The sequence below is a fragment of the Streptomyces scabiei 87.22 genome (assembly GCF_000091305.1).
Classification (GTDB): domain Bacteria; phylum Actinomycetota; class Actinomycetes; order Streptomycetales; family Streptomycetaceae; genus Streptomyces; species Streptomyces scabiei.
This window is the reverse complement of the sequence record NC_013929.1, coordinates 1,009,693-1,034,393: the sequence shown is the minus strand read 5'-3', so window position 1 is coordinate 1,034,393 and position 24,701 is coordinate 1,009,693. Positions and strand designations below refer to the sequence as shown.

Here is a 24,701-nt window from a genome sequence, read left to right as displayed (position 1 = left end):
TGTTCATACGAGGAGCCGACCGTGCGTGACATCGCCGTCTTCACCGGCAGCGCCCATCCCGAGCTCGCGGACGAGGTGTGCGCGCACCTGGGGGTGCCGCTGAGCCCGTCGAGGGTCAGCCGCTTCGCCAACGACTGTCTGGAGGTGCAGCTCCAGGCCAACTGCCGGGAGAAGGACGTGTTCCTGGTGCAGCCGCTGGTCGCGCCCGTCCAGGAGCATCTCGTCGAGCTGCTGCTGATGTGCGACGCGGCGCGCGGTGCCTCGGCCGGCCGGATCACCGTGGTCATGCCGCACTACTCCTACGCCCGCTCCGACAAGAAGGACGCACCGCGGATCTCCATCGGCGGCCGGCTGGTCGCCGATCTGATGGTGTCCGCGGGGGCGGGCCGTGTCCTCGCCATGACCCTGCACTCACCGCAGGTGCACGGGTTCTTCTCGGTGCCGGTCGATCATCTGCACGCGCTGCGCGAGCTGGCGGCCCACTTCCGGCAGTACGACCTGTCGCGTACGACGGTCGTCTCGCCGGACCTGGGCAACGCCAAGGAGGCGGCGGCCTTCGCGCGGATGATCGGGGCGCAGGTGGCGGCGGGTGCCAAGCAGCGGTTCGCGGACGACCGGGTGAGCATCAACTCGGTGATCGGCGAGGTGGCCGGGCGGGATGTGATCGTCCTCGACGACGAGATCGCCAAGGGCAGCACCGTCGTCGAGCTGCTGGAGCGGTTGCGCGAGCTGGGGCCGCGCTCGATCCGGGTGGCGTGCACGCACGGGCTGTTCGCGGCGGGTGCCCTCAAGCGGCTGAGCGCTCAGCCCGACATCCTGGAGATCGTCTGCACCAACACCGTGCCGGTGCCCGTGGAGGAGCGCACCGACAAGCTCAGGATCCTGTCCATCGCCCCCGCGCTCGCGGAGGCCGTGCGTCGCATCCACAACGGCGAGTCCGTCAGCGCCCTGTTCGACGCGCCGGGGGAGTGAGCGGGAGGGTCACCCTGGGGAGAGGGTGGGCGGCGGCAAGGTCATAACGTGCCGGTCGTGGCCTCGGGCTGTGCCAGGGCCGCCTCCAGCGTGGGGGCGGGCGGCAGCAGCCGGGCCAGGCCGGTGACCTTGAGGACGCGCAGGGTGAGCGGGTGGGTGCAGACCAGCCGCAGTTCGCCGTCGCGGTCGAGCACCCGCTGCCGGGCCCGGTAGAGCAGCCGCAGGCCCGAGCAGTCGAAGAACTCGACGTGCCGCAGGTCGATCACGATCCGGGCGCCGGGGCCGCTCGTCGCCGCGTCGAGGTGCGGGATGATCTCCACGGCCGCCGCGATGTCGATCTCGCCGTGGAGTTCGAGCACGGTACGGCCGCGGTCCGTGCGGACGCGCAGGTGCCCGGTCGCGGGCGGTGTGGGGTCGCTCGACACGACGGCATCGCCTCCAACCGGACTGAATGAGGACGGACATGAGGGCAGGCCGGGAGCAACGCCCGTCCCTGCTCTGCAAGTTACCCCCGTCAGGGTGAATTTCAGCATGTTCGATTGACATATGTCTTTGATTTCTCAGGCATTCTGTCCCGAGATTCGCGCGGAGCGCGCGCGAGGTGCGCCCATGGTGCGCCCGGAGTGCGCTACGACAGGGCGTGCCAGGCCCGGGACAGGGCCTGTCTGAACTGGTCGGCCTGGTGTGGGGTGAGGTCGCTGAGCATGCGTTCCTCCAGCTCACGCACGGGTTCGGCAAGGCGGGCGAGCAGCTCGCGCGCCTCGTCGGTCAGCAGGATCAGCAGCTCGCGCCGGTTGCGCGGATTGCGTTCCCGGCGCACGAGGCCCCGGTTCTCCAGGCTGCGCACGAGATCCGCGGTGGACTGGGCCGTCACGAACGAGTCGCGGGCTAGCTGGGCGGCCGACAGTCCGTCGTGCCGCTCCAGCACGGTCAGGGACGTGTACTGCAGCGCCGTGATGCCGGCCGGCCGCACCAGCTCGTCCAGGTGCGAGCGGACAATCAGCTCCACCTGCTTGACCATGTAGAGGAGGGAGGGGGGTGCCTTGGTGCCGACCATGCGATCAGCGTAGGGCATTGACAGGAAACCTGTGTGTAATGAAACTGCGAACCAACAGGATTCCTGTTGGTTGAAAACTTGGTGATCGGTGCTGGGCAGGCGCTGACCCAGGGCTGTATCACGCTGGATCAAGGCTGAGGAGTGGGCAATGACGACCACCTTCGAGAGCGGGCCCGGACGGCTGTTCATCGGTGGACAGTGGCTCGACGCGACCGACGGGGCACGTACCGACGTGATCGACCCGTCCACGGGCCAGGTGGTCACGACGGTCGCGGAGGCGGGCGCCGCCGACGTCGACGCCGCCGTGCGCGCCGCGCGCGAGGCGTTCGACAGCGGCACGTGGTCCGGTCTGAGCGGCCGTGAGCGCGGCCGGATCCTGCACCGCGTGGCCGAGCTGATCCGGGAGAACGCCGACGACATCGCCGCCCTCGAGAGCCGGGACGTAGGCAAGCCCATCACCCTGGCGCACGCCGTGGACGTGACGAACGCGGCCAACGACTACGAGTACTACGCCTCGCTCGCCTGGTCCCTGGACGGCTCCGCCCGCGACGTCCCCAACAACCGCCTCGCCTACACCCGGCGCGGACCGATCGGTGTGGTCGGCGCGATCACCCCGTTCAACTTCCCGCTGATCCTGGCCGGCTCCAAGATCGCCCCGGCGCTGGCGGCCGGCAACACGATCGTGCACAAGCCCGCCGAGGAGACCCCGCTCAGCGCTCTCTACATGGCGGACCTGCTGCAGCGGGCCGGCGTCCCGGACGGCGTCTTCAACGTCGTCACCGGCACCGGTCCGGTCGCCGGCGAGGCGCTGCTGCGCAACCCCGGCGTCGACAAGATCGCCTTCACCGGTTCCACCGCGACCGGCCGGCACGCGGCGAGCGTCGCCGGCGAGGGCCTGAAGCAGGTCACCATGGAGCTGGGCGGCAACGCCGCCCACCTCGTCTTCGAGGACGCCGACCTCGAGAAGGCCATCGGCGCCATCATCAAGGGCTTCGTCTTCAACACCGGCCAGTTCTGCATGGGCGGCCCCCGTCTGCTGGTCGCCCGGGCGGTCCACGACACCGTGCTCGGGATCCTCGCCGAGGCGGTGCCCGGTGTGCCGATCGGCGACCCCCGGCGGCCCGAGACGGTCATCGGCCCGATGGCGGGCGAGCGGCACCTGAAGAAGGTCGAGGAGTACGTCGAGCTGGCCCGCAAGGAGGGCGGCCGGATCGTCTGCGGCGGCGAGCGCCTGGACCTGGACGGCGGCTACTACTACAAGCCCACCGTCATCGCCGACCTCGGCAACGACTCCCGGGTCGTCCAGGAGGAGGTCTTCGGGCCGGTCCTCACCGTGCAGCCCTTCGACTCAGAGGACGAGGCCGTCGAGCTAGCCAACTCCACACCGTACGGCCTGGCCTCCGGCATCCAGACCACCAACCTCACCCGCGCCCACCGCGTCGCCGACCGGCTCCAGGCGGGCATCGTCTGGGTCAACGACTGGCCGATGCTCGACCCCGCCGTGCCCTTCGGGGGCGTGAAGGCCTCCGGCTTCGGCCGCGAGTACGGTCCCGAGGCCCTGGAGTCCTACACCAAGGTCAAGTCCGTCGTCGTCTCGCTCGACTGAGCGCACCCCTGGAAGCCAAGGAGTCCACCAGCATGTCCATCACCACACGCGCCGCCGTGGTCGAGTCCGGGGGCGCACCCTTCACTCTCTCCGAGGTCGTCCTCGACGAGCCGGCGCGCGGCGAGGTCCTCGTCCGGATGGTCGCCGCCGGGCTGTGCCACACCGACCTGGGGGTCGCGAGCGGCGGGCTGCCCTTCCCGCTGCCCGGCGTCCTCGGCCACGAGGGTGCCGGTGTCGTCGAGGCCGTAGGTCCGGGCGTCACCTCCGTCGTGCCCGGCGACCACGTCGTCCTGTCCTTCACCTCCTGCGGTACCTGCGGGAACTGCCGGGACGGGCACCCGGCGTACTGCGCCACCTGGCTCCCGCTGAACCTGCTCGGCGGACGCCGGGCCGACGGCACCGGCACCATCAGCCGCGACGGCCAGGACCTCGGCGGGCACTTCTTCGGCCAGTCCTCCTTCGCCGAGCGCGCCCTGGTCGACGAGCGCGGTCTCGTCAAGGTCGACCCGGACGTACCGCTGGACTCCATCGCCCCGCTCGGCTGCGGCGTCCAGACCGGTGTCGGCGCCGTCTGGAACGTGCTGGAGCCCCGCGCGGGCAGCACCCTCGTCGTCCTGGGCGCAGGTGCCGTCGGCCTCTCCGCCGTGATGGCGGCGGCCCTCACCCCCGCGACCACCGTGATCGCCGTCGACAAGGTCGGTGAGCGGCTGGACCTGGCCAAGGAGCTGGGCGCCACCCACACGGTGAACGCCGGTGAGGTCGCCGACATCACCGAGGCGGTCATGGAGATCACCGGCGGCCGGGGCGCCGACGGTGTCGTCGAGACCACCGGCAGCGTCTTCGTGCTCCGCAAGGGCGTCGACGCCCTCGCCGCGCGCGGGACCCTCGTCATCGTGGGCGCCCCGCCGTTCGGCACCGAGGTCTCCCTCGACGTCAACGGCATGCTGGGCGGCAAGCGGGTCGTCGGACTCACCCTCGGCGACAACGAGATCCAGACCGCCATCCCGGTCCTGGTGCAGCTGGTGAAGGAGGGCAAGCTCCCGCTCGACCGGCTGATCAGCCGCTACAGGTTCGAGGACATCGGGCAGGCCGTCGCCGACATGAGCGGCGGTCGCAGCATCAAGCCCGTGCTGACGTTCTGACGCGTACCGGCGTCCCGAGGAGCCCTCTCCCGCCGGGGCACGTCCTCCCCGCGTGACCCCGGCCCTGGGGGTGACCCGCACACCGGGTCACCCCACAGGGCCGTCGCACGCCCGTGCCCTCAGCGGCTGCGGTGCAGGGCGACCAGCAGCTGCCACGCCTGGTCGGCGATCTCCCGGGGGGTGCCGTCGAGGAGGCCGTGCAGCCAGTCCGCGAGCACCCCGGCGAAGGTGGCCGCCACCGCGGAGGCCACCAGCGGGGCGTCCGCGGCCCCCGCCAGTTCGCGTTCACGGAGGCTGTAGGCGCGCAGGTCCCGGTGCAGGACCAGGCCGAGCGGCCCGCCGCCGCCCGGCGCCAGCAGAGCGCGGTACAGGGCCGCGTGCGGGGCGAGTCCGGCGAAGAACTCCGGCAGTGCCGCCGGCGCCCGCACCGGGTCGGGGCGGCCCCGCCAGGCGTGCAACGCCTCCACCGCCTCCCGTACGACATCGGCGCAGGCGTCGACCGCCAGCGCCTCCAGGTCCGGGTAGTGCACGTAGAACGTGGCCCGCCCCACCCCCGCCCGGCGGACCAGCGCGGCCACGCTGACCTCGTGCAGGGGGTGCGTGGCGCACTCGTCGAGGAGGGCCCCGCGCAGTCTGGCCCGGGTGCGGGCGGCCCGGGGGTCCTCGGTGCTCCGGGGTTCCTCCGGGGTCATCCCGCGACGAGGACGGCGGCCAGGGCGAGTGCGCCGGGGAGCGCCTGGGCGACGAGGATGCGGCGGTTGGCGGTGGCGGCGCCGTACACGCCGGCGACGATCACACAGGCCAGGAAGAAGATCTGGACCCGGTACCCGGTCGGGTCACCGGCGATCAGGCCCCACACCAGACCGGCGGCGAGGAAGCCGTTGTAGAGCCCCTGGTTGGCGGCCATCGCGGCGGTGCGCTCGGCCATCTCCGCGTCCATCCCGTGGAAGGACATCCCCTGCTTCTTCTGCCACAGGAACATCTCCATCACCAGGATGTACGCGTGCAGCAGGGCCACCAGCGCGACCAGCACGTTCGCCAGGATCTCCATGGTCAACAGTCTCCGTAACTCACTGGAACTTCCGAACCTCTTGGACGGATGTCCACTATAGCTGGACGCCTGTCCAGGAAGTCCACCAGGTGGGCCTGTGACCACCGCCACGACGATGACCGACGCACCCTGCGGGGGGCTTGTGTGCGGGAGCGACGGCGAGGCGAGCGTCCGGTGAGCCGCACCCAGGCGCTCACGCTGCGGCTGAATCTGTAGCCGGCGGGTACCCGGGGAGCGTATGGGCGGCGGTGGACCGTCCCCCGCGCCCGGGATCCCGTACGGAGGAGACATGGCACTGGTACAGGCGGGCCTCGTGGTGCTGGACTGCGCCGAGCCGGAGAAGCTCGCGGTGTTCTACAAGGAGCTGCTCGACGCCGAGGAGACGGACGCCACCGCCAACCGCGTGGAGATCGAGGCGGCCTGCGGCGCCCGGCTGGCGTTCCGCCGGGACGTCAACGCCACCCCGCCCAGCTGGCCCCGCCCCGAGAACTCCCTCCAGGCCCATCTGGACTTCTACGTCGACGACCTCGACGAGGCCGAACGGCGGATCGTCTCGCTCGGCGGGCGTCCGGTGGACACCAAGGAGCCGGCCGGGCCGTTCGAGGAGCGCGGTTACTCCGACCCGGCCGGCCACTCCTTCACCCTGCGCCGCGAACACTCCACGGCCCCGAAACAGGGCTGACGCCATCGGCCCCGTGACTCAGTCCCGGCCGCCCTTCTCGGTGGCCGGCCACACGCCGGTGGACCGCTCGATGGCCTTCGCGCCCGTGCGGTCCACCGCGCTGCGCACGACCGCGAAGATCGCGCCCTGCACGGCCGCCGCGAGCAGCACCTCGCCCCAGCCGCGGTCCCGGTCCAGCGCGTCGGGCGCGTCGTCCTCGTGCCGGATCAGCTTCCAGGTCTTGCGGAACGCCAGCGAGGCCAGCGCACCGCCCGCCCAGCCGAGGGCGAAGCCGAGCGGCTGGTAGGCCAGCGGGAGCTTCTTCTTCTTGGACATCTGGTCCTCCTTCGTGCGTGCGGTGAGGCCGCCGGTCAGGGACGGCCCTGCGGTGCCACGGCCTCGGCGGCGGGCACCGGCCCGGGGGCCGTCCCGTCGCCGAACGGGCTGCCGCCGAGGTCCTCGCGGCCGTGGGGCGTGAGCCAGCCCGCCAGGTCGGGGCCGAGCGGCACCACGGCGGTCGGGTTGATGCCCGTGTGCACCTGGTAGTAGTGCCGCTTGATGTGGTCGAAGTCGACGGTGTCGCCGAACCCCGGGGTCTGGAAGAGATCACGGGCGTACGCCCACAGCACTCGGTCCTCGGTCAGCTTCCGGCGGTTGCACTTGAAGTGACCGTGGTAGACGGGGTCGAAACGCACCAGTGTGGTGAAGAGCCGGATGTCCGCCTCCGTGATCGTCCCTCCGACGAGGTAGCGCCGCCGGGACAGCCGGTCCGACAGCGCCTCCAGCCGCCGGAACACCCCGGCGCACGCCTCCTCGTACTCCTTCTGCCCGGTGGCGAAGCCCGCCCGGTACACCCCGTTGTTGACGTCCTCGTACACCTCGGCCATGACGGTGTCGATCTCGTCGCGCAGCGCCCGCGGGTACAGGTCGGGCGCGCCCTCGCGGTGCAGGGCCGTCCACTCGGTGGCGAGGTCGAGGGTGAGCTGCTGGTAGTCGTTGGTGACCAGCTCCCCGCTCGGCACGTCCACGAGCGCGGGAACGCTGACCCCGCCCGGGTAGTCGCTCTCCCGCGCGTCGTACGCCTCCTTCAGGAACCGGATGCCGAGGACCGGGTCGCGGCCGTCCGGGTCCAGCGTGAACCGCCAGCTGCGGTCGTCCTGGATCGGGTCGGCCACGGCCATCGACAGCGCGTCCTCCAGGCCCAGCAGCCGCCGGGAGATCACCGCCCGGCTCGCCCAGGGGCAGGCCCGGCTGACCACCAGCCGGTAACGGCCCGCCTCCACCGGCCGGCCGTCCCGGCCGTCGGCGGTGACCCGGTCCGTGAAGTGGCTCCTGGACCGCTTGAACGGTTCCCTCCCGTACGCCTCGTTCCCCTCTCCGACACTCATGCCGTCCGACCTCCCGGTGCGTGGCGGATACGTATGCCCTGAGGAGAGTTCCCCGAATTCCGCGACACCCACGGTGTGAGTGCCACGGGCCGGGGCAAGCGGCGAACGTGACGCGGACAGCAGCAGGCACGGAGACGACGGACGACCGGGACGGGGCGGCGCTCCAGGGACCGGGGACCCACGACGGGAGCAAGGCGCGGGAGGACCGCAGGACGCGGATCACCGTCCTCGTCGCCCTCGGGGCCAACCTGGTGATCGCGGTGGCCAAGACCGTCGGCGGGCTGCTCGCCGGATCACCGGCGCTGCTGTCGGAGGCCGCCCACTCGGTCGCCGACAGCCTGAACGAGGTCTTCCTCCTCGCCGCACTGCGCCGCAGCCGCCGTCCCGCCGACAGCCGGCATCCCTTCGGCTACGGCAAGGAGCGCTTCTTCTGGTCGCTGCTGGCCGCCGTCGGCATCTTCGTGATGGGCGGCTGCTTCTCCTTCTACCAGGCGTTCCACGCCCTGACGTCCGAGAGCGCGGAGTCCTACGACGGCTATGTCGCCGGCATCGCGGTCCTCGGCGTGGCCCTGCTCTCCGAGGGCGCCTCGCTGCTGCGCGCCCTGCACCAGGTGCGCGGCCAGGGCGGTGTCGCCGGGCTCCGGGACCCGGCGCTGCGCACGGTGGTCGCCGAGGACGGCACGGCGGTGCTCGGTGTGACCCTCGCGATCGCCGGAATGATCCTGCACATGGTGACCGGCGAGGTCGTCTGGGAGGCGTCCGCCTCGTTCGCGATCGGGGCGCTGCTGGTGTACGTCGCCTACTGGCTCGGCCGGGACGCCCGCGAACAGCTCATCGGGGTCGCCGCCGACGACGAGGCCAGCCGGAGGATCCGCGCCCTGCTGGCGGCGCAGCCCGAGATCGACAGTGTCGAGGGTCTGCTCACCATGCAGCTCGGCCTGGACTCGACGCTGGTGGCCGCCCGTGTCGACCTTGTGCCGGGCCTGGACAGCGAGGAGGTGGAACTGGTCGCCGTCCGCATCAAGGGCTCCATCGCCCACCTCGTCCCCGAGGCCGACCAGATCTTCCTCGACGTGACGGAGAAGACGGGGCCGGGGGAGCGCGCAGGAGAGGGCCCCGCCGCGACGGGGGAACGCGGCGGGGCCTGAGACCCGGGTGCCCGGTGGCCGGGCAGTCATGCGAAGGGCTCGAAAGAATTTTCGTCGCGCTGCCGGCGCTCCGAGCGCTCCCGGCGCTCTCGGCATTTCTCACCTCGGGCCGGGAGCCCGGCGGGCCGTCACCCCGCCGCCGGCTCCAGCACGAAGACGGGGATCTCCCGGTCGGTCTTCTCCTGGTACTCCGCGTACGGCGGATACGCGGCGACCGCGCGCTCCCACCACTCGGCCTTCTCGTCCCCGGTGACCTCCCGCGCGGTCAGCTCCTGCCGCGCGGGTCCGTCCTGCAGTTCCACCAGCGGGTCGGACTTGAGGTTGTGGTACCAGACCGGGTGCTTGGGCGCGCCGCCCTGCGAGGCCACGACCGCGTACCGTCCCCCGTGCTCCACCCGCATCAGCGGCGTCTTGCGGAGCTTGCCGCTCCGCGCGCCGCGGGTGGTGAGCACGATGACCGGCAGGCCCGTGTCCCGCAAGGTCGTCCCCCGGGTCCCGCCCGAGCTCTCGTACAGCTCGACCTGCTCACGCACCCACTGCGCCGGGCTGGGCTCGTACTCGCCCTCAAGTGGCATGGCATCCGTCCCTTGTCGTCGTGATCGGGGTCGTCTCCCCGTGTTCAACACGGGCCCCTGCCGGTTTCATCCGCGGCCGCGGCCGCGGCAGGGCCCGGGACCCGCCGTCCTCCGGATCGTTCAGCCACCGGAGGACGGCACCAGCATGAGCACGGCCAGTACCACGATCACGGCACTCGACAGCAGGCCCGTCACCAGACGCCCCCGGTGTCCGGTCAGGGCCCGGCCGAGCAGCGCTCCGCCGCCCGCGAGCAGCAGTTGCCAGCTCGCGGAGGCGAGGAACGCGGCGAGGACGAACACCCCCTGTTCCAGGGGGCTGACGGCGTCGGTGGCGCGGCTGCCGAGGACGAGCGCGGCGAAGTAGACGACGGTGGTGGGGTTGAGGAGGGTGATGCCCAGGAGGGCGGCGTAGGCGCGGGCCGGGCTCACCGGGTCCCGCTGGGTGCGGGTGGCGAGCCGTCCGGCGCGGTACTGACGCAGGGCCGTGACCGCGCCGCGCACCGCCAGCGCCAGGAGCACCAGTGCGGAGACCCAGCGCAGGGGCGCCAGCACCGGCTGCAGGGCGGCGGCGAGGGCCGTACCGCCGAGGGCGGCGAGCAGCGCGTACAGTCCGTCGGCCGTGGCCACGCCGAGCGCGGCGCAGGCTCCGGTCCGCAGGGACGTACGGGCGGTGAGGGAGACGAGATAGGTCGCGACCGCCCCGACCGGGATGGCGATGCCATAGCCGGCGAGGAGCCCCGCGACGAGCGCGGCCGTCATGACCGGGGCGGTGTCGGTCCCCACGGTCGGCCGGACTGCTGCCGGCCCCGCACCGGCGAGGCGGTGGTCGGGGTCAGGGGCAGGGAGGCATCGGTGATGAACATGCGCAGATCGTGGGGCCGCGGGCGGTCTCCCCGCAATCGAATTACGGGCGGCCCTTGACCGGGGTTCCGCGCCTGCCTACTTTGTTTGTATCCAAACGACATGGGAGGGCGGACGCGTGGACACACGAGTGCGCCCTCCGCGCGGGCCTCACGCCTTCGGACGCCGGCCGCTGCGCCGGGGCGCGGGCTCGGCACCGTTCAACAGCGTGCGGCGGCGCTCCTCACCGTGCTCCTCGACCTGCAGCACCACACTGCGGAGCCCCTCCGCGAGGCTCCTGCACTCGGTGTCGCTGAGCTGCCCGGTGACGAAGGCCTCCTCCTCGTTGAAGGCCGGGAACACCCGGCGCATCAGCTCCTCGCCCTTGTCGGTGAGGGCCAGCAGCACGAGCCGCCCGTCCGTCGGATGCGCCGCCCGCCGCACCAGTCCACGAGACTCCAGCGTGCGGGCGACCCCCGTCAGCGTGCCCTTGGAGATGCCCGCCTCCTCGGCCACGTGCCGGGTCTCGGACTCGCCCCACACCCACACCACCCACAGCACCACGAACGCCGTCCACGTCAGGTCGGACGGGCGCAGCACCGAGTTCTCCAGGTGCTGCCGCACCGCCGACGCGGCCCGGTAGATGTTCGCCACCGCCGCCATCTGGTCGCGGCGGATGGGGAAGTCCCCCAGTTTCGCCGCGGCGAGCTTCTCGGCTTCGGTGATGGATCGCTGGCCGGGCACGGGGGCTCCTCGAATCGTCGGTGCGGAGGTCGGTGGGTCGGTCATTCGGCATCAAATTGTACGGAGGAGAGGGAAACCGTCATGAGCACCACCCCCCGCATGCTGCTGGTCCTCAGCGAGAACTGGACCCTGACCGGCGGCCGGGCCGACCTGCCCGCCGCCGTACGGTGGGCCCGCGAGGCCGAGGACGCCGGGTTCGACTCCGTCATGGTCAGCGAACACATCGTGCTCGGCCCCGACGCCGGCGCCGACGGCATCATGGGCAACCCCCGCGACTACGCCCTCCCCGGCAACCAGGACCCCTACACCCCCTGGCCCAACTCCCTGCTGCTGCTCGCCTCCATCGCCTCCGTCACCGAGCGCCTGCGCCTGGCCGCCGCGGCCGTCCTCGCTCCGCTGCGCCACCCCCTGCTGATGGCCCGCGAGCTGGGCACCCTCGACCTGCTCAGCGAGGGACGGCTGCTGGTGCAGCCCACGGTCAGCTGGAGCAGGGACGAGTACGACGCGCTCGGCGTGCCCTTCGGCAGGCGCGGCCGGCTGCTCGACGAACACCTGGAGGTCTGGGCGAAAGCCTGGGGCCCCTCCCCGATCTCCCACGACAGCGAGCACTACCCCTTCCGGGACGTCTACTTCGAGCCCAAGGCGTACCGCCCCGAGGGCCCGCGGCTGTGGTTCGGCGGGCAGCGCCTGCACGGCCCCGTCCTGCGCCGGCTCGTCCGCCACGGCCACGGCTTCCACCCCCTCGGACGGCCCACCCCCGACGACCTGAAGGCGCTCGACGAGGCGATGTCCGCCGCCGGACGGAACGCCGCCGACCTGGAGATGATCGGCGGCACCCAGGCCGTCTTCCCCGACGACCACGCCCCGGCGGACCTCGGAGCGGCCCTCGCCTCGATACCGGAGCAGCTGGAACAGGGCTTCACGACCTTCTGCGTCAAGCCGAACCAGTTCATCGACGACCCCGACGGCGTGGGCGCCTTCTGCAAGGAGGTCATGCGCCGGGTGGAGGCGTTGACGGGCTGAGGACACGGCGAGGGCCGGTGCCGCGACACGCGGCACCGGCCCCACGGCCGTGCTCAGCGCTCGAAGACTACCCCGCCGTCGAACACCGTCATGTCCACCCGCACCTGAGTGATCTCGTGCGGATCGAGGTCCAGCAGCGGCCGGTCCAGGACGCACAGGTCGGCCACCTTGCCCACCTCCACGGACCCCTTCCACGCCTCGGCGAAGTCCTGCCGCGCCGGGTTGATGGTGTACGCCCGCAGCGCCTCGGCGAGTTCCACGCACTGCTCGGGCCCGCTGACCCGGCCGCTGGCCTTGGACTCGCGCAGCAGCATCGCGGCGACGCCCTGCCGCCAGTCGGGCTCGGTGATCGGCGCGTCCGAACTGGCGCACACCGCGAGCCCCGCGTCGAAGGCCGAGCGCGCGGGCCACTGGTACGCCGACCGCTCCGGACCCACGACCTCGGCCATCAGGTCGGAGATCGTCCACTTGATGGCCGGGTTCATGTTGACGCCGTAGCCGTGCGCGGCCAGCCGGGCGAGGCTGTCGGCGCCGATGAAGTCGCCGTGGATGACGTAGTGCCGGGCGTCCTCGCGCGGCACGGCCTCCTGCGCCGCCACGAACGCGTCCACCACCAGATCGATGGCCCGGTCGCCGGTGACGTGGACGCCCAGCTGGTAGCCGGCCTCATGGGCGACCCGGATCATGTCGAACAGCTCGTCGACCTGCACATCGGGCGTGCGCCCGTGCACACACAGGGAGCCGTGGCCGCCGTCGAGGTAGGGCTCGTTCATCCAGGCCGTACGGTTCGGAGGCACCCCGTCGGCGAAGATCTTCACGCCGATGGCGTTCAGCAGCCGGGGGTCAGCGGACTCGGGGCGGTGGAGCTCGGCGAGGCCCTTGCGGACGTCGTCGGCGGAGCCGCCGATCGGCGCGGGCAGCAGCAGCACACTGACCCGGACGTGCAGCGCGCCGGCCGCGGCCAGTTCGGCGTACGCGGTCCAGTTGTCGGTGCTCAGCCCGCCGAACAGGGTCTCGGAGCCGCCGGGCCCGAGGCCCGGCTCGGTGTAACTGGTGATGCCGCGCGCGTGGAGTTCGGCGACGAGGCGCTGGACGGCCCGGCGGCGCCGGGCGACGGTGGGGGAGGGCAGGGCGGCCTGCAACAGGACGCCGGCGGCCTCGCGCAGGATGCCGGTCGGCGAGCCGTCGGCGTCACGGTCGACGACCCCGCCGTCGGGTGCCTCGGTGCCGGCGTCGATCCCGCAACGGCGCAGGGCCTCGCTGTTCGCCCACACCATGTGCTGCGAGAAGTCGGTCAGACAGACGGGGTGGTCGGGCGCCACCGCGTCCAGGTCGGCGCGGTGCGGGAGCCGGCCCGGCTCGGCGAGGCACTCGGCGAGATAGCCGGGGTCCCAGCCCAGGCCGACGATCCACTCACCGGGAGCGGCGCCCTGCACCGCCGCGCCCACCACCGCGGCGACGTCGGCGATCGAGCCGACCGCCGGATGGCCGACGTCGAGGGCGAACGGAGGCTTGGACAGCGCGTACGCGGCGCCGTGCAGATGCGAGTCGTTGATGCCCGGCAGCACGGTCCGCCCGGCCAGCTCGACGATCCTCGTCGCCGGTCCGGCCAGCGCGCGCATCTCGGCGTCCGTGCCGACCGCGACGATCTCCCGGCCGCGCACGGCCACACCCTCGGCGACCGTGAATCCGGCGTCGACGGTGATGACCTGACCGCCGGTCAGGACGAGGGTGGGGGAAGTGTCGCTCACGAGGACCTCTCCGAGGTGTCTGGATACGGATACGAGGGGGACGGGGAGGGGGAGTGCGGGCCGGGAGGGCGGGGGACGACGGTCACCGGGTCGCCCGTGGGCCGAAGTAGGCGAGCGCGGCGCCCGCCACCAGGGCCACGCCCTGGGCCATCTGCTGCCAGAACGTCGGCACGCTCAGCAGTGTCAGCCCGTTCTGGAGGCATCCCAGGAACAGCACGCCGAGCAGTACCCCGAGAACCGAACCGGAGCCGCCGCTCAGCGCCACCCCGCCCAGCAGCACCGCCGTGAGCACGGTCAGTTCGAAGCCCGTGCCCGAGGTGCCCGCGACCACGCTGTCCAGCACGGACGCCTTGATCGCCCCGGCCAGCGCGGCGGCCGTACCCGTGACGACGAACAGCGCGAACGGCGTACGGCGGACGTCGATGCCGGAGAGGTACGCGGCCTCCCGGTTGACCCCGATGGCGAACACGTGCCGTCCGGTCGGCGTGTACGCCAGGAACAGGGCCCCCGCCACCAGGACGGCGGCGGCGACGACCACGGGCGCCGCGATCCCGGCGATCCGTGCCCCGCCCAGCCAGGCGAACCCGTCGCCGAAGCCGCTCAGCGGCAGCGGGAAGAGCTGCTGGGCGAGGCCCCGCACGGCCGCCAGCATGCCCAGCGTCACGATGAACGGCGACAGCCCCAGATAGCAGCAGAGCACCCCGTTCACCGCGCCGACCGCCGCGCCGACGGCCAGCGCCCCGAGGACGGCGACCACGGGCGACTGGGCCCGCTCGCCCGCGAGCCAGCCCGCCGTGAGGGCACCGAGCGCCAGCGTCGAGCCGACGGACAGGTCCAGATAGCCGCTGATGACGAGCAGGGCCAGGGGGACGGCGACGATCGCGAGCGCGGCCGCGTCGGTGGCGATCCCCCGCAGGTTGCCGGGGTCGAGGAAGCTGCCGGTGGACAGCTGGAACACGACCACCAGCAGGGCGAGGACGACGATCAGGGGATGGCGCCGCAGGGTCGCGAGGCCGTGCGCGGCCAGCGCGCGCGGGCCGGGGACGACGCGCTCGGCGGCGGTCACGGTGGTCATGCTGCTCCTTCGTGGGACGGGGCGGGGGACGCGCTGGGATCGCCGTCCGGGCTGTGGTCCGGACCCTGGGCCGCCGGTCCCGCGTCGTGGACGGCGGCCAGCAGGGACTCCTCGGTGAGGCCGGCGCCGGAGAGTTCGGCGACGATCCGGCCCCGGTCGACCACCAGACAGCGGTGGGCGAGCACGGCCGCCTCCTCCGGGTCGCTGGAGGCGAACAGCACGGCCGTGCCGCGCTCGGCGGCGAGCGAGGACACGACGTCGTAGATCTCCTGACGGGCACCGACGTCGACGCCCTGGGTGGGCTCGTCGAGGAGCAGGACGTCGACGGCCCGCGCCTCGTTGATCCAGCGGCCGAGCAGCAGCTTCTGCTGGTTGCCGCCGGAGAACGCCGAGGCCGGGAGCCCCGGCCGTACGGGCCGCAGCCCGACCGACTCGGCGAGCGAGCCGAACACCCGCCGCTCGGCCCCGAGCGCCCGCACACCGCGCCGGGCCAGCGTCCGCACGCTCGGCAGCAGCACGTTGTCCTGGGCACTCAGGCCCGCGAACAGCCCCTGCGCCCGCCGGTCGGCCGGCACGAGCGCGACGCCGGCGGCCAGCGCGTCGGCGGGACGGGAAGCGGAGACGGCCCGCTCACCGACCCGGACCGACCCGCCGGACGCCCGGCGCCTGCCGAACAGGGTCTCCAGCACCCGCGTACGCCCCGACCCGATGAGCCCGTACAACCCCACGATCTCGCCCTCGGCGACGGTCAGGTCGACGGGTCCGAAGCCGGGACCGCGCAGACCGCGGACGGTGAGGCGAGCGGGCCGGGCGGGGTTCCGCCGCCCCGGAACGACGACGTCGGCACCCCCGCCCGCGGCCGTGGTCGCGCCGGCCGCGGGACCGGCCGCCCGCCCTCCCGTGATCGCCCTCACCAGGTCGTGGCGGCGGTGATTCCCCGTCGCCGTGTGGTGGGCGACCCGGCCGTCGCGGAGCACGGTCACCGCGTCCGCCAGCCGTTCGACCTCCGCCAGCAGGTGCGTGACGTAGACGATGGCGAGGCCCTGGGTGCGCAGGTCCTCCACCCGGGTGGCGAGGGCGTCGCTCTCGGTGCCGGAGAGGGCGGCCGTCGGCTCGTCCAGGACCAGCACCGAGGCGCTGCGGCTGAGGGCCTTGGCGATCTCGACCAACTGCTTCTGCCCCATGGGCAGTTCACCCACCCGGTCGCGTGGCGAGCAGCTCGCGGCGACCCGGTCGAGGAGCTCGACGGCCACCTTCTCCTGGGCCCGGCGGTCGATCCGGCCGTACCGGGTCCACTCCTGGCCGAGGAAGATGTTCTCGGCGACCGTCAGCGAGTCCACGACGCTCAGCGTCTGGAAGATGATCGCCACCCCGGCCGCGATCGACTCGCGCGGACTGAGCCGGGCGTGGGGGACACCGCCCACCTCGATCGTCCCGGAGTCCGGCGGGAACGCCCCGCCGAGACACTTGATCAGCGTGGACTTGCCGGCGCCGTTGTGCCCGAGCAGGGCGTGCACCTGCCCGGCGGGCACGGTCAGGTCCACCGCGTCCAGCGCGCGCACCCCGCCGAAGGACTTGCTGAGCGAGCTGATCCGTAGATTCGGCGGGTTCGCCGTACCCGCCGTCCCCGGGCTGCCGTTCGTGTCGGCCATCGCGCGGCCCTAGCCGTTCTGGGCGAGCAGCGCGTCGATCTCCGCCGTGTCGCCGCGCTGGACCAGCTTGACCGGCACGTCGACACTCGGGTCCGCCTTACCGGCGGCGACCGCGAGCGGCACCTCCACGATGGCGTTGGAGATGTCCAGCGGGGCGAGCGCGGCGGAGGCCCGGTAGAACGTGCCCTGCTTGATGGCGAGGAGGGAGGGCGCCGAACCGTCCTGGCCGCCGACGAACGTCTTCCGGTCGCCCTTCTTGCGCCCGGCCTGCTGCAGCGCCTTGAACCCGCCGTACGCCGCCGCGTCCGTGACACCGAGGACGATGTTCAGATCGGGGTGCTTGGCGAGCAGCGCGGTGGACTTCGACAGGCCCGTGTCGGGGTCGATGGCCTGTTCCTGCGCCACCACGTCGACCCCGGGCGCGAGCTTGGTGAACGCGTCGATCATGCCCTTGGTGCGCTCCCGGCCCAGGTCGATCGTGTTGTCGACCAGAAACGCGACCTTCCCCTTCCCGTTCAGCGCCTCGGCGGCCCACTTGGCGGCCGACTCACCGAGCAGCGTGCCGCTCTCCCGGAAGCTGAACCGGATGTCGGCGCTCTGACTCTCCAGCGTCCCGCCGTACGTCACCCAGATCAGGCCGGCGTCCAGGGCCGCCTTGGCGATCGCCTCGGTGGCCTCGAAGACCATCGGGAACGACACGATGGCCTGCGTCTTCCGGGCGACCCAGGCGTTGAGGTTGCTGGCCTGGGTGTCGGGGTTGCTCGCGTCGCTCGTCGTCAGCAGCTTGATGTCGTGCTTCTTCGCGGCGGCCGTCGACAGCTTCACGAGGGTGCTGTAGAGCGGGATCTGGGTGAAGGGGTAGTCGAGCCCGATCTGGGTGAGCTTGCGGGTGGAGGGGGACGTGTCCGCCGCCTTCGCCGAGCCGGAGCCGCTCTCCGGGGCGCTGCAGCCCGTGGCGGCCAGCCCGGTCGCGGTGAGCGCTCCGGCGGACCAGGCGAGGAACTGCCTGCGCGAGGCCGGGGTGACGGAAAGGGGGCGTCTGCTCATGGCGGGGATCTCCAAGGGGGCGGGGCCCGCCGGCGGCGGGCGACGTGCTGTGCCGAACAGGAAAGACCCCGGCGCCCGGCCCCACCATCCGTACAAATACCGAGAGCGCGCGGCGGACGAGGTACGGGTGGCGGAGGGGGTGCAGGTGGTGGAGGGGGTGCGGATGGCGACGGGGTGCGCGCGGCCGTGCGGGCCGGGGCCGGTGTGTGCCTTGTCCACTTATCGGGACCGCTCTATCGTTAGGGCCCAAACGACCTGACCGGTCTCGGGGCGGCCCCGGGAGGCGCGCATGCTCACCCACCACCAGCTCGCCGCGGCCGCCCGCATCGGCATGCTCACCCGTGAACGCGACACCGCCTCCGCCTGCGCCGAGGCCCTCCACGAACTCGGCCGCGCCCTGCCCCTCGACGCCGCCACCCTCCTGGAGATCGACCCGATCACCGGCACCCACGTCCAGGTCGCGGGTCTCGGCTACGACGCCGACGTGTCCGCCGCCCTCGCCGCCGAGTTCGTCTCCACCCCCTGGTACGCCAACGTCCTGCGCAGCGCGATCCCGCCCTCCATCAGCGAGGACGTCGAGGACCCGGGCGAGCGCTACCGCGACGGCTGGTTCTACGCCGAACGCATGCGCCCGGCGGGCGTCCGGGACGCGGTGACGGGCGCCCTGCACCACCACGGCCGCCTCGTCGGCCTGATCACCCTCTCCACCGCGACCCCCGACGCCTACGACACCGACACCCGCCGGCTGCTCGCGTCCCTGCTGCCCGCCCTCGGCGTCCTCGCCGACCCCACCGCGCACGCGGGCGACCTCCCCGACCTCCCGTCCGGCGGCCGGGCGAGCCTGGCCGTCGCCGACGACGTCCTCGAACTCCCGGGGCGGGACCCCGCCCTGGTCCTCCGCGACACCGAGTTCCGCCGTCTCGTGCGCGCCTTCGCCGACTCGGGCGGCACCCGGCTGCGCCTGCTCTGGCCCGTCGGCCCCGACTGGCACCGGGTCACCGTCCGCCGCCACACGCTCGGTTCGGCCGTCGTCCGCCGGGCCGTCCTCGTGCACGAGACGCCCGCCCCGCTGCCGTACGGGCTCAGCCCTCGCGAGCTGGAGGTGCTCACCCGGGCGGCCACCGGTATGACCAACCAGGCCATCGCCCAGGCGCTGTTCCTGTCCCCGCGCACCGTGCACACCCACGTCGAGCATCTGCTGCGCAAGACCGGCGCCGCCTCCCGCGCCGAGGCCACGGCCCTGGCCGTACGCGACGGACTGCTCCGGCCGACCGCCGCGGACGTCGAACGTTTCGTCGAGGGACCGCCCGGAGGGTGATCCGGGGTGAGTAGGGTCGACGGGTGACTGCCACCGCGAACCCGGCCGCCGCCCGCTCCGGGCAGAACGGGAGACCCTTCCTCTACGTCGTCGTCTGTGCCGCCGGCATCGCCGCGGAGGTCGGCAGGCTGATCACCGCCGCGCAGGAGCGGGACTGGGAGGTCGGGGTCATCGCGACACCCGTCGCCCTGGGCGGGTTCTTCGACACGGCGGCGGTCGAGGCACAGACCGGCCGCCCGATCCGGTCCGCCTGGCGCCGGCCGGGCGACCCCCGCCCCTTCCCGCCGCCGGACGCCGTCGTGGTCGCGCCCGCCACCTTCAACACCGTCAACAAGTGGGCCGCGGGCCTCGCCGACACCCTCGCGGTCGGCACCCTGTGCGAGGTGTCCGGCCTCGGTGTCCCCGTCGCCGTCCTGCCCTGCGTGGCCGACGCGCTCGCCGCCCACCCGGCCTACCGCGCGAGCCTGGAGCGGCTGCGCGGCATGGGAGTCCGGTTCGGTGATCCGTACGCCGGTGAGGGCGACGAGGACGGCGGGCGCGGGGAGTTCCACTGGGAACGGGCGCTGGACCTGCTGGAGGCGGACGGCGGGGGGACCTCCCTCAGACCGTGAGTTCCGCCGCCGTGCCCGGCGGCAGCCAGCGGAAGGCGTCCCGCACCTGGTCCGGGGCACCGGCCAGCGTCCGCTCGGCCGCCGCCCGGCCCTCCCGGAAGTGCCCCCAGCCCTCGTAGTGCACCGGCACGACGGTGCGGGGACGCAAGCGCCGGCAGACCTCCACGGCCTCGGCGGCGGTCATCGTGTAGCGGAGCGGGCCGGTCACCGGGAAGCCGACGCCGCCGAGATGGAGCAGCGCGGTACCCACGGCCATCCGGCGGCCGACCTCACGGACGCCGTCGAAGAGCACGGTGTCGCCGGAGATCCACAGCGTCCCGTGCCGCTGGCCCGGCCAGCCGAGCGCGAAGCCGGTGACCTCGCCGACGATCGGGCGGGACAGCGGCGGGCCGTGCCGGGCGGGGGTGGCGGTCACCTCGACGGTCGTGCCGTCGGGGGCGGACAGCCGCCAGGTGTCCCAGGGGGCCAGCCCGCGCGCGTTGCCGCCCAGTCGCCGGGCCCCGGACGGGGTGGTGAGCACGGTCCGCGCGCCCGGCAGCAGGGCGCGGCCCGCGTCGTCGAGGTTGTCGCCGTGGTGGTCGTGGGTGAGCAGTACCGCGTCGATCGGGGGCAGGTCGGCGGCCGGCAGCGCGGGCCCGGCGGTCTTGTGGGACGAGGTGCCCCAGCCGAAGGCGTAGCGGCGGCCCGGCGGGTCGAACGTCGGGTCGGTGAGCAGCCGCAGCCCGCCGATCTCGATCAGGGCGGTCGGACCGCCGATGTGCGTGACGCGGACGCCGGTCATACGGGTTCCCTTCCGGAAAGCGGCCCGGGACGGCCGAGGAGCCGCCCGGGGGAGAGCGAGGGCCGTCTTGCGCGCGGGACCGCCCGGTGCAGAGCGTCCTTTCCGCCCCGGCGCCCCTTCAACCGAACGGTTGAACAGGCCGTCGGCTTCCGGACGACGCGGGGCCGGGGCCGCCGGTCACAGACTTGCGGTGCCGCCGCAGCGGCACCGCCGTACGAGCCCAGCCCCGAAAGGACCTCCCCCCATGGTCGGCAGTTTCAGCAGGCGACGCGTCCTCACCACCTCGGCGGGCGCCGCGCTCGGCGGCCTCGCAGCGGCCGGCACCGCCCGGGCCGCCACCGCGTCGGCGGCCGGCTCCGGTACCCCGGCGGCGGGCACCGAGGAGACCCGTTCCCTCGACGAGCTGTACCGCGACGCGGTCGCCGAGGGCGGCAGGCTCGTGATCTACGCGGGCGGCGACACCGCCGGCCAGCAGGACTTCACCGCGCAGGCGTTCCGCACCCGTTTCCCGGACATCGACCTGAAGATGATCGTGGACTACAGCAAGTACCACGACGTCCGCGTCGACAACCAGCTCGCGACCGGCACCCTGGTCCCCGACCTCGTCCAGCTCCAGACACTGCAGGACTTCACCCGCTGGAAGAGCCAGGGCAGGCTGCTGCCCTACAAGCCGGCCGGATTCTCCAAGCTGTACAAGGACTTCCGCGACCCGCAGGGCGCGTGGACGGCCATCCAGGTCATCGCCTTCAGCTACCTGTACGGCGTCGACGCCGTCGCCGGGAACGCGCCCAGGTCCCCGAAGGAACTGACCGACCCGCGCTGGAAGAACGCCATCGCCTCCTCCTACCCGCACGACGACGACGCGGTGCTCTACCTGTTCTCCCTCTACCAGCAGGCGTACGGGTGGGACTGGATCGCGAAGTTCGCCGCCCAGCAGCCGCAGTTCAACCGTGGTTCGCACACCCCCGGTGTCGCGGTCAACTCCCGGCAGAAGGCCGTCGGCGTCGGCGGCTCCGGCTCGCTGACCGCGCCCCCGACCGCCCCGACCCGCTTCGGGGTGGCCGACGGACACCCCTTCATGGCCTGGGGCCAGCGCGCCGCGATCCTCCGGAAGGCCGCCCACCCCACCGCCGCCAAGCTCTACCTCAACTGGGCGCTGTCCACCGAGCGCCAGCAGGGCTCCTTCAACGGCTGGTCCGTCCGCACCGACGTCACCCCCGCCGGCGGTCTGAAGCCCGTCTGGACCTACCGCGACGCCCACCTCGACGGCTTTCCCCGGTTCATGGAGGACCGCGCCGCGGTCGAGCGCTGGAAGCAGACCTTCGCCCTCTACTTCGGCGAGGTCGAGGGCGACCCCACGCCGGGCTTCCTGGGGCTGCACCCCGGACGGTGAACTCCCCGCCGGGCACGGCGCATTCCTTTACCCCGGTCACACGTGTCACGCCCTACACTCGGCGGGCCCCGTGCCCGTCCGGACCGTCGCAGAGGGAATCGCCGCCGTGCCCGCCATCGCCGTCCCCGCCTTCGTACGCCGCAATCCGCTGTCCCCGGGCCGGCTGCCGGACGCGCTGTTCCTCACCGTCGTCGTCGGTGGTGTGGTCGGCCTCGTCGACCGGAACGCCGCGGCCTGCTGGGAACTGGTCCCGCTCATCATGGCGCTGGCGGCCGGCTACGTGGCCGGGCTCGCCCTCTGGGACCGGCTGGGGCGACGGGGCCGCCCGCTGTGGCTCGGCTCGCTGCTGGCGCTGTGGTGCTGGATCTCCTGGGCGACGCCCCCGGAGGTCGCCACCGCCTACACCTGGCTGGCACTGCCGCTGGCGATCCTCGCCCTGCGGGTGTTCACGGGCCGTACGGGGATCGTCGCCGTCGCCGGCATCACCGTGCTGCTGGTCCTGCTGATCGCCCACGCCTCCGGAAACCCCCACCCCGAACTGGTGGTCCCGCCGGCCGTCGCACTCTGGGTCACGGTCGCGCTCTACCGCGCCCAGCAGCGGCTGCTCGGCGAACTGCGGTGCACCCGGGCCGAGTTGGCGCGGGGGCAGCGCGAGGCCGGTCGGCTCGCCGAGCGCGCGCGGATCGCCCGGGACCTGCACGACACTCTCGCCCAGGAACTCGCGGGCAGCCGCATGCTCCTCCAGGCCGCCGACCGCGACTGGGACCGCCGCCCCGACCTCGCCAGGACCCAGGTCCGTACGGTCGTCGACGCCCTCGGCGCCAACCTCGCCGAGACCCGCACCATCATCGGCGACCTCACCCCGCCCGCCCTGGAGCACGACGACCTCTCCACGGCGCTGCGCACCCTGTGCGCCCGCACCACGGCCACACCTTCACGGGTGCTGTTCCGCACCGCGGGCGAGCCGGGCGACCTGCCGCGCGACCGGGCCGCCGCCCTGCTCCGCGTCGCCCAGGGCCTGCTGGCCAACGCCTGCGAACACGCCCGCGCCCGGCACGTCTGGGTCACCCTCGACCACCGCGACGACACGGCCGTCACCGTCGAGGTCCGGGACGACGGCGTGGGCTTCGAGCCACGGGAGGCCGGCAGGGGACGGCGCGACCGGGGTCTCGGCCTGCCCGCGGGCCGCGCACGCCTCGGTGCCCTCGGCGGCTCGCTCACCGTCCGCAGCGCACCCGGCCGCGGCACCCTGGCCCGCGCCAGCCTTCCCGTGGGCGCCCTCGCCCTCGCGGGCCCGGCGGGCGAGCGGTGACCGCCCCCGACGACACCCCGCTGCGCGTCCTGATCGTCGACGACCACCGGGTCGTACGGGCCGGGCTGCGCGCCCTCCTGACCGGTGAGCCCGGCTTCGACGTCGTCGGCGAGACCGGGGACGGCGAGGAGGCCGTACGGCTCGCCGCGCGGCTCGGCCCCGACGTGGTGCTGATGGACCTGCGCCTGACCGACGACACGGCCCCCGGCCACCGGCTCGGCGGCCTGGACGCGACCCGGCGGATCACCGCCGAGGCCCCCGGCAGCCGGGTCGTCGTCCTCACCGGCGCCGGCACCCGGAACGATGTCGTCCGCGCGATGGAGGCCGGCGCCCGCGGCTACATCCTCAAGGCCGGCCCGCCCGAGGAACTCTTCCGGGCGGTGCGCGCCGCGGCGGCCGGCGGCATGGGACTCGCCCCCGAGGCCGCGGGCCACCTCGCCGGTCACCTGGCCGATCCGGGTGCCGCCCTGAGCGAGCGGGAGATCGAGGTCGTACGGCTGCTGGCGCTGGGCCGCAGCAACCGGGCCATCGCCGCCGCCCTCCACCTCACCGAGGCCACGATCAAGACCCATCTGGTCCGCGTCTACCGCAAGCTCGGCACCGAGAACCGGGCGAGCACCGTGTCGGAGGCGGTCCGGCGAGGGCTGCTCGAACTGGGCTGAGCCGGTGCGGGGACCCGGTTCAGTGGGCGCCCGCCGGCTCGAACTCCGTCCCGCACGGGCCCGCTCCCTCACTCTCCGGCATGGGCACCGGAGCCCCGCTCATCGTCAGCACGTCGTAGTACCGGCCGATGCGCTCGGTGGAGCGGCCCACGTAATGGCCGATGAAGGAGCGCCGGAAGCGGTCGGTGGTGCGGTTGGGCTGGGAGCCGTGGACGAGGCTGCCGTTGAAGAAGAGGACATCGCCCGGGGCCATGTCGACGGGCACGGCCGCCAGACCGGGCGGCGGCGGGACGTACTCCCGGACGAAGGAGACCTCCGCGTCCGCCTCCTCCGGACAGAACAGGTCCATGCGGTGCGTGCCCGGGACGACCTCCAGGCCGCCGTTGGCGCGGTCGATCACATCGCAGGCGATCCAGGCCGCCACACAGGTCCCCGGTTCGACCCGCAGATAGAAGTTGTCCTGGTGCAGCGCCTGCCCCCGGGCCCCCGGCGGCTTGAAGTAGAACATGCTCTGCGCGGCCAGGACCTCTTCCCCCAGCAGCCCTTCGAGGATCTCCCGCAGCCGTGCGTCCAGCAGCACCCGCAGCGACAGCTCGTCGATGCGGTGCGGGTGCATCACCCGGGGGTGCGAGTCCAGCGGGTCGGCCGGCCGGCCCGCCGCGGGCGTCCGGGGCCGGAAGTGCCCCGGGACCGGCCCGCCCGCCCGCAGGGCCTCGAACCGGTCGCACACCTCCTCGATCTCTGCCGGCGAGAACAGCCCCCGCGCCACCAGGAAGCCGTTCTCCTCGAACTCCGTCCTGCCCGTGACTGCCATCCGCGTGTCCCTTCCCTGCGTCCCGATCGTGCTCCACGCTAGGTCCGAGCACCCCGGGGGAGGATGTCTGTGCATGCT

General features: G+C 73.2%; 26 protein-coding genes. 11 read left to right on the top strand and 15 right to left on the bottom strand.

The features are described from left to right. Nucleotides 1–21: 21 nt before the first annotated feature. A complete protein-coding gene (locus SCAB_RS04320; RefSeq protein ID WP_012998829.1) occupies nt 22–972 on the top strand; it encodes a ribose-phosphate diphosphokinase in 951 nt (316 codons plus the stop codon). Between the two features lie 41 nt (nt 973–1,013). Here the strand turns inward: SCAB_RS04320 and SCAB_RS04315 are convergent, their stop codons facing one another. Both SCAB_RS04315 and SCAB_RS04310 read right to left on the bottom strand, forming a co-directional pair. After that, the gene (locus SCAB_RS04315) at nt 1,014–1,397 is read right to left on the bottom strand and encodes an anti-sigma factor antagonist (protein ID WP_012998828.1); all 384 of its coding nucleotides are present in this window, start codon (nt 1,395–1,397) and stop codon (nt 1,014–1,016) included. A 203-nt stretch (nt 1,398–1,600) separates the two neighbouring features. Next, the gene (locus tag SCAB_RS04310; protein WP_012998827.1) at nt 1,601–2,029 is read right to left on the bottom strand and encodes a MarR family winged helix-turn-helix transcriptional regulator; all 429 of its coding nucleotides are present in this window, start codon (nt 2,027–2,029) and stop codon (nt 1,601–1,603) included. 148 nt (nt 2,030–2,177) lie between these two features. On the opposite strand from SCAB_RS04310, the gene SCAB_RS04305 reads away from it, so the two are divergent. Both SCAB_RS04305 and SCAB_RS04300 read left to right on the top strand, forming a co-directional pair. Further along, nucleotides 2,178–3,635 (top strand): aldehyde dehydrogenase family protein, encoded by a 1,458-nt coding sequence (locus SCAB_RS04305; RefSeq protein WP_012998826.1) that lies wholly within the window; start codon nt 2,178–2,180, stop codon nt 3,633–3,635. A gap of 32 nt (nt 3,636–3,667) precedes the next feature. Continuing rightward, the gene (locus SCAB_RS04300) at nt 3,668–4,777 is read left to right on the top strand and encodes an NAD(P)-dependent alcohol dehydrogenase (RefSeq protein ID WP_012998825.1); all 1,110 of its coding nucleotides are present in this window, start codon (nt 3,668–3,670) and stop codon (nt 4,775–4,777) included. A gap of 119 nt (nt 4,778–4,896) precedes the next feature. Here the strand turns inward: SCAB_RS04300 and SCAB_RS04295 are convergent, their stop codons facing one another. Continuing rightward, nucleotides 4,897–5,469 carry a TetR/AcrR family transcriptional regulator gene (locus tag SCAB_RS04295; protein ID WP_012998824.1) on the bottom strand — a complete coding sequence of 191 codons (573 nt, stop codon included), beginning with the start codon at nt 5,467–5,469 and terminating at the stop codon, nt 4,897–4,899. Next, nucleotides 5,466–5,828: a DUF1304 domain-containing protein gene (locus SCAB_RS04290; RefSeq protein ID WP_012998823.1), complete on the bottom strand. Its 363-nt coding sequence runs from the start codon at nt 5,826–5,828 to the stop codon at nt 5,466–5,468. The genes SCAB_RS04295 and SCAB_RS04290 overlap by 4 nt, the downstream gene beginning before the upstream one ends. A 289-nt stretch (nt 5,829–6,117) precedes the next feature. Here SCAB_RS04290 and SCAB_RS04285 point away from each other — a divergent pair, with 289 nt between their 5' ends. Then, nucleotides 6,118–6,510 carry a VOC family protein gene (locus tag SCAB_RS04285; RefSeq protein ID WP_012998822.1) on the top strand — a complete coding sequence of 131 codons (393 nt, stop codon included), beginning with the start codon at nt 6,118–6,120 and terminating at the stop codon, nt 6,508–6,510. An 18-nt stretch (nt 6,511–6,528) separates the two neighbouring features. Here the strand turns inward: SCAB_RS04285 and SCAB_RS04280 are convergent, their stop codons facing one another. Together SCAB_RS04280 and SCAB_RS04275 are read right to left on the bottom strand one after the other, a co-directional pair. Next, nucleotides 6,529–6,825 (bottom strand): DUF4235 domain-containing protein, encoded by a 297-nt coding sequence (locus SCAB_RS04280; protein ID WP_012998821.1) that lies wholly within the window; start codon nt 6,823–6,825, stop codon nt 6,529–6,531. 35 nt (nt 6,826–6,860) lie between these two features. Beyond that, on the bottom strand, nt 6,861–7,877 hold the full coding sequence (locus SCAB_RS04275) for a glutathione S-transferase family protein (RefSeq protein ID WP_041668886.1): 1,017 nt from the start codon (nt 7,875–7,877) through the stop codon (nt 6,861–6,863). 107 nt (nt 7,878–7,984) lie between these two features. Here SCAB_RS04275 and SCAB_RS04270 point away from each other — a divergent pair, with 107 nt between their 5' ends. Continuing rightward, nucleotides 7,985–9,025 (top strand): cation diffusion facilitator family transporter, encoded by a 1,041-nt coding sequence (locus tag SCAB_RS04270; protein ID WP_012998819.1) that lies wholly within the window; start codon nt 7,985–7,987, stop codon nt 9,023–9,025. 128 nt (nt 9,026–9,153) lie between these two features. On the opposite strand, the gene SCAB_RS04265 is transcribed toward SCAB_RS04270, so the two are convergent. The 3 genes from SCAB_RS04265 to SCAB_RS04255 form a co-directional block, all read right to left on the bottom strand. Further along, nucleotides 9,154–9,600 carry a nitroreductase family deazaflavin-dependent oxidoreductase gene (locus SCAB_RS04265; protein WP_012998818.1) on the bottom strand — a complete coding sequence of 149 codons (447 nt, stop codon included), beginning with the start codon at nt 9,598–9,600 and terminating at the stop codon, nt 9,154–9,156. Nucleotides 9,601–9,720: 120 nt separating this feature from the next. Next, on the bottom strand, nt 9,721–10,359 hold the full coding sequence (locus tag SCAB_RS04260) for a LysE family transporter (protein WP_037727034.1): 639 nt from the start codon (nt 10,357–10,359) through the stop codon (nt 9,721–9,723). A 252-nt stretch (nt 10,360–10,611) separates the two neighbouring features. Then, nucleotides 10,612–11,184, bottom strand: a complete 573-nt coding sequence (locus tag SCAB_RS04255) for a MarR family winged helix-turn-helix transcriptional regulator (RefSeq protein ID WP_037726776.1) — start codon at nt 11,182–11,184, stop codon at nt 10,612–10,614. An 81-nt stretch (nt 11,185–11,265) separates the two neighbouring features. On the opposite strand from SCAB_RS04255, the gene SCAB_RS04250 reads away from it, so the two are divergent. After that, complete coding sequence (locus tag SCAB_RS04250; protein WP_037726775.1) at nt 11,266–12,207, top strand: LLM class flavin-dependent oxidoreductase; 942 nt, start codon at nt 11,266–11,268, stop codon at nt 12,205–12,207. Between the two features lie 53 nt (nt 12,208–12,260). Here SCAB_RS04250 and SCAB_RS04245 read toward each other — a convergent pair whose 3' ends face one another. From SCAB_RS04245 to SCAB_RS04230, 4 genes are all read right to left on the bottom strand, one after another. Then, nucleotides 12,261–13,958, bottom strand: coding sequence for an amidohydrolase (locus SCAB_RS04245; RefSeq protein ID WP_012998814.1), 1,698 nt, complete (start codon nt 13,956–13,958; stop codon nt 12,261–12,263). 82 nt (nt 13,959–14,040) lie between these two features. After that, complete coding sequence (locus SCAB_RS04240; RefSeq protein ID WP_012998813.1) at nt 14,041–15,033, bottom strand: ABC transporter permease; 993 nt, start codon at nt 15,031–15,033, stop codon at nt 14,041–14,043. Further along, nucleotides 15,030–16,685, bottom strand: a complete 1,656-nt coding sequence (locus SCAB_RS04235) for a sugar ABC transporter ATP-binding protein (RefSeq protein WP_012998812.1) — start codon at nt 16,683–16,685, stop codon at nt 15,030–15,032. Before SCAB_RS04235 ends, SCAB_RS04240 begins: the two co-directional genes overlap by 4 nt. Before the next feature lie 9 nt (nt 16,686–16,694). After that, nucleotides 16,695–17,732 carry a sugar ABC transporter substrate-binding protein gene (locus SCAB_RS04230; protein ID WP_041668885.1) on the bottom strand — a complete coding sequence of 346 codons (1,038 nt, stop codon included), beginning with the start codon at nt 17,730–17,732 and terminating at the stop codon, nt 16,695–16,697. Between the two features lie 289 nt (nt 17,733–18,021). Between SCAB_RS04230 and SCAB_RS04225 the strand changes: the two genes are divergently transcribed. Next, the gene (locus SCAB_RS04225; RefSeq protein ID WP_012998810.1) at nt 18,022–19,050 is read left to right on the top strand and encodes a helix-turn-helix transcriptional regulator; all 1,029 of its coding nucleotides are present in this window, start codon (nt 18,022–18,024) and stop codon (nt 19,048–19,050) included. 23 nt (nt 19,051–19,073) lie between these two features. Beyond that, nucleotides 19,074–19,661 (top strand): flavoprotein, encoded by a 588-nt coding sequence (locus SCAB_RS04220; RefSeq protein ID WP_012998809.1) that lies wholly within the window; start codon nt 19,074–19,076, stop codon nt 19,659–19,661. Here SCAB_RS04220 and SCAB_RS04215 read toward each other — a convergent pair. Further along, complete coding sequence (locus SCAB_RS04215; RefSeq protein WP_012998808.1) at nt 19,651–20,442, bottom strand: MBL fold metallo-hydrolase; 792 nt, start codon at nt 20,440–20,442, stop codon at nt 19,651–19,653. The genes SCAB_RS04220 and SCAB_RS04215 overlap by 11 nt on opposite strands. A 244-nt stretch (nt 20,443–20,686) precedes the next feature. Between SCAB_RS04215 and SCAB_RS04210 the strand changes: the two genes are divergently transcribed. From SCAB_RS04210 to SCAB_RS04200, 3 genes are all read left to right on the top strand, one after another. After that, the gene (locus tag SCAB_RS04210) at nt 20,687–21,835 is read left to right on the top strand and encodes an ABC transporter substrate-binding protein (protein WP_012998807.1); all 1,149 of its coding nucleotides are present in this window, start codon (nt 20,687–20,689) and stop codon (nt 21,833–21,835) included. A gap of 106 nt (nt 21,836–21,941) precedes the next feature. After that, on the top strand, nt 21,942–23,147 hold the full coding sequence (locus SCAB_RS04205; RefSeq protein ID WP_231884894.1) for a sensor histidine kinase: 1,206 nt from the start codon (nt 21,942–21,944) through the stop codon (nt 23,145–23,147). Next, the gene (locus SCAB_RS04200) at nt 23,144–23,809 is read left to right on the top strand and encodes a response regulator transcription factor (RefSeq protein ID WP_012998805.1); all 666 of its coding nucleotides are present in this window, start codon (nt 23,144–23,146) and stop codon (nt 23,807–23,809) included. Before SCAB_RS04205 ends, SCAB_RS04200 begins: the two co-directional genes overlap by 4 nt. Nucleotides 23,810–23,828: 19 nt before the next feature. Here SCAB_RS04200 and SCAB_RS04195 read toward each other — a convergent pair whose 3' ends face one another. After that, nucleotides 23,829–24,623 (bottom strand): phytanoyl-CoA dioxygenase family protein, encoded by a 795-nt coding sequence (locus tag SCAB_RS04195; protein ID WP_012998804.1) that lies wholly within the window; start codon nt 24,621–24,623, stop codon nt 23,829–23,831. Nucleotides 24,624–24,701: the final 78 nt, after the last annotated feature.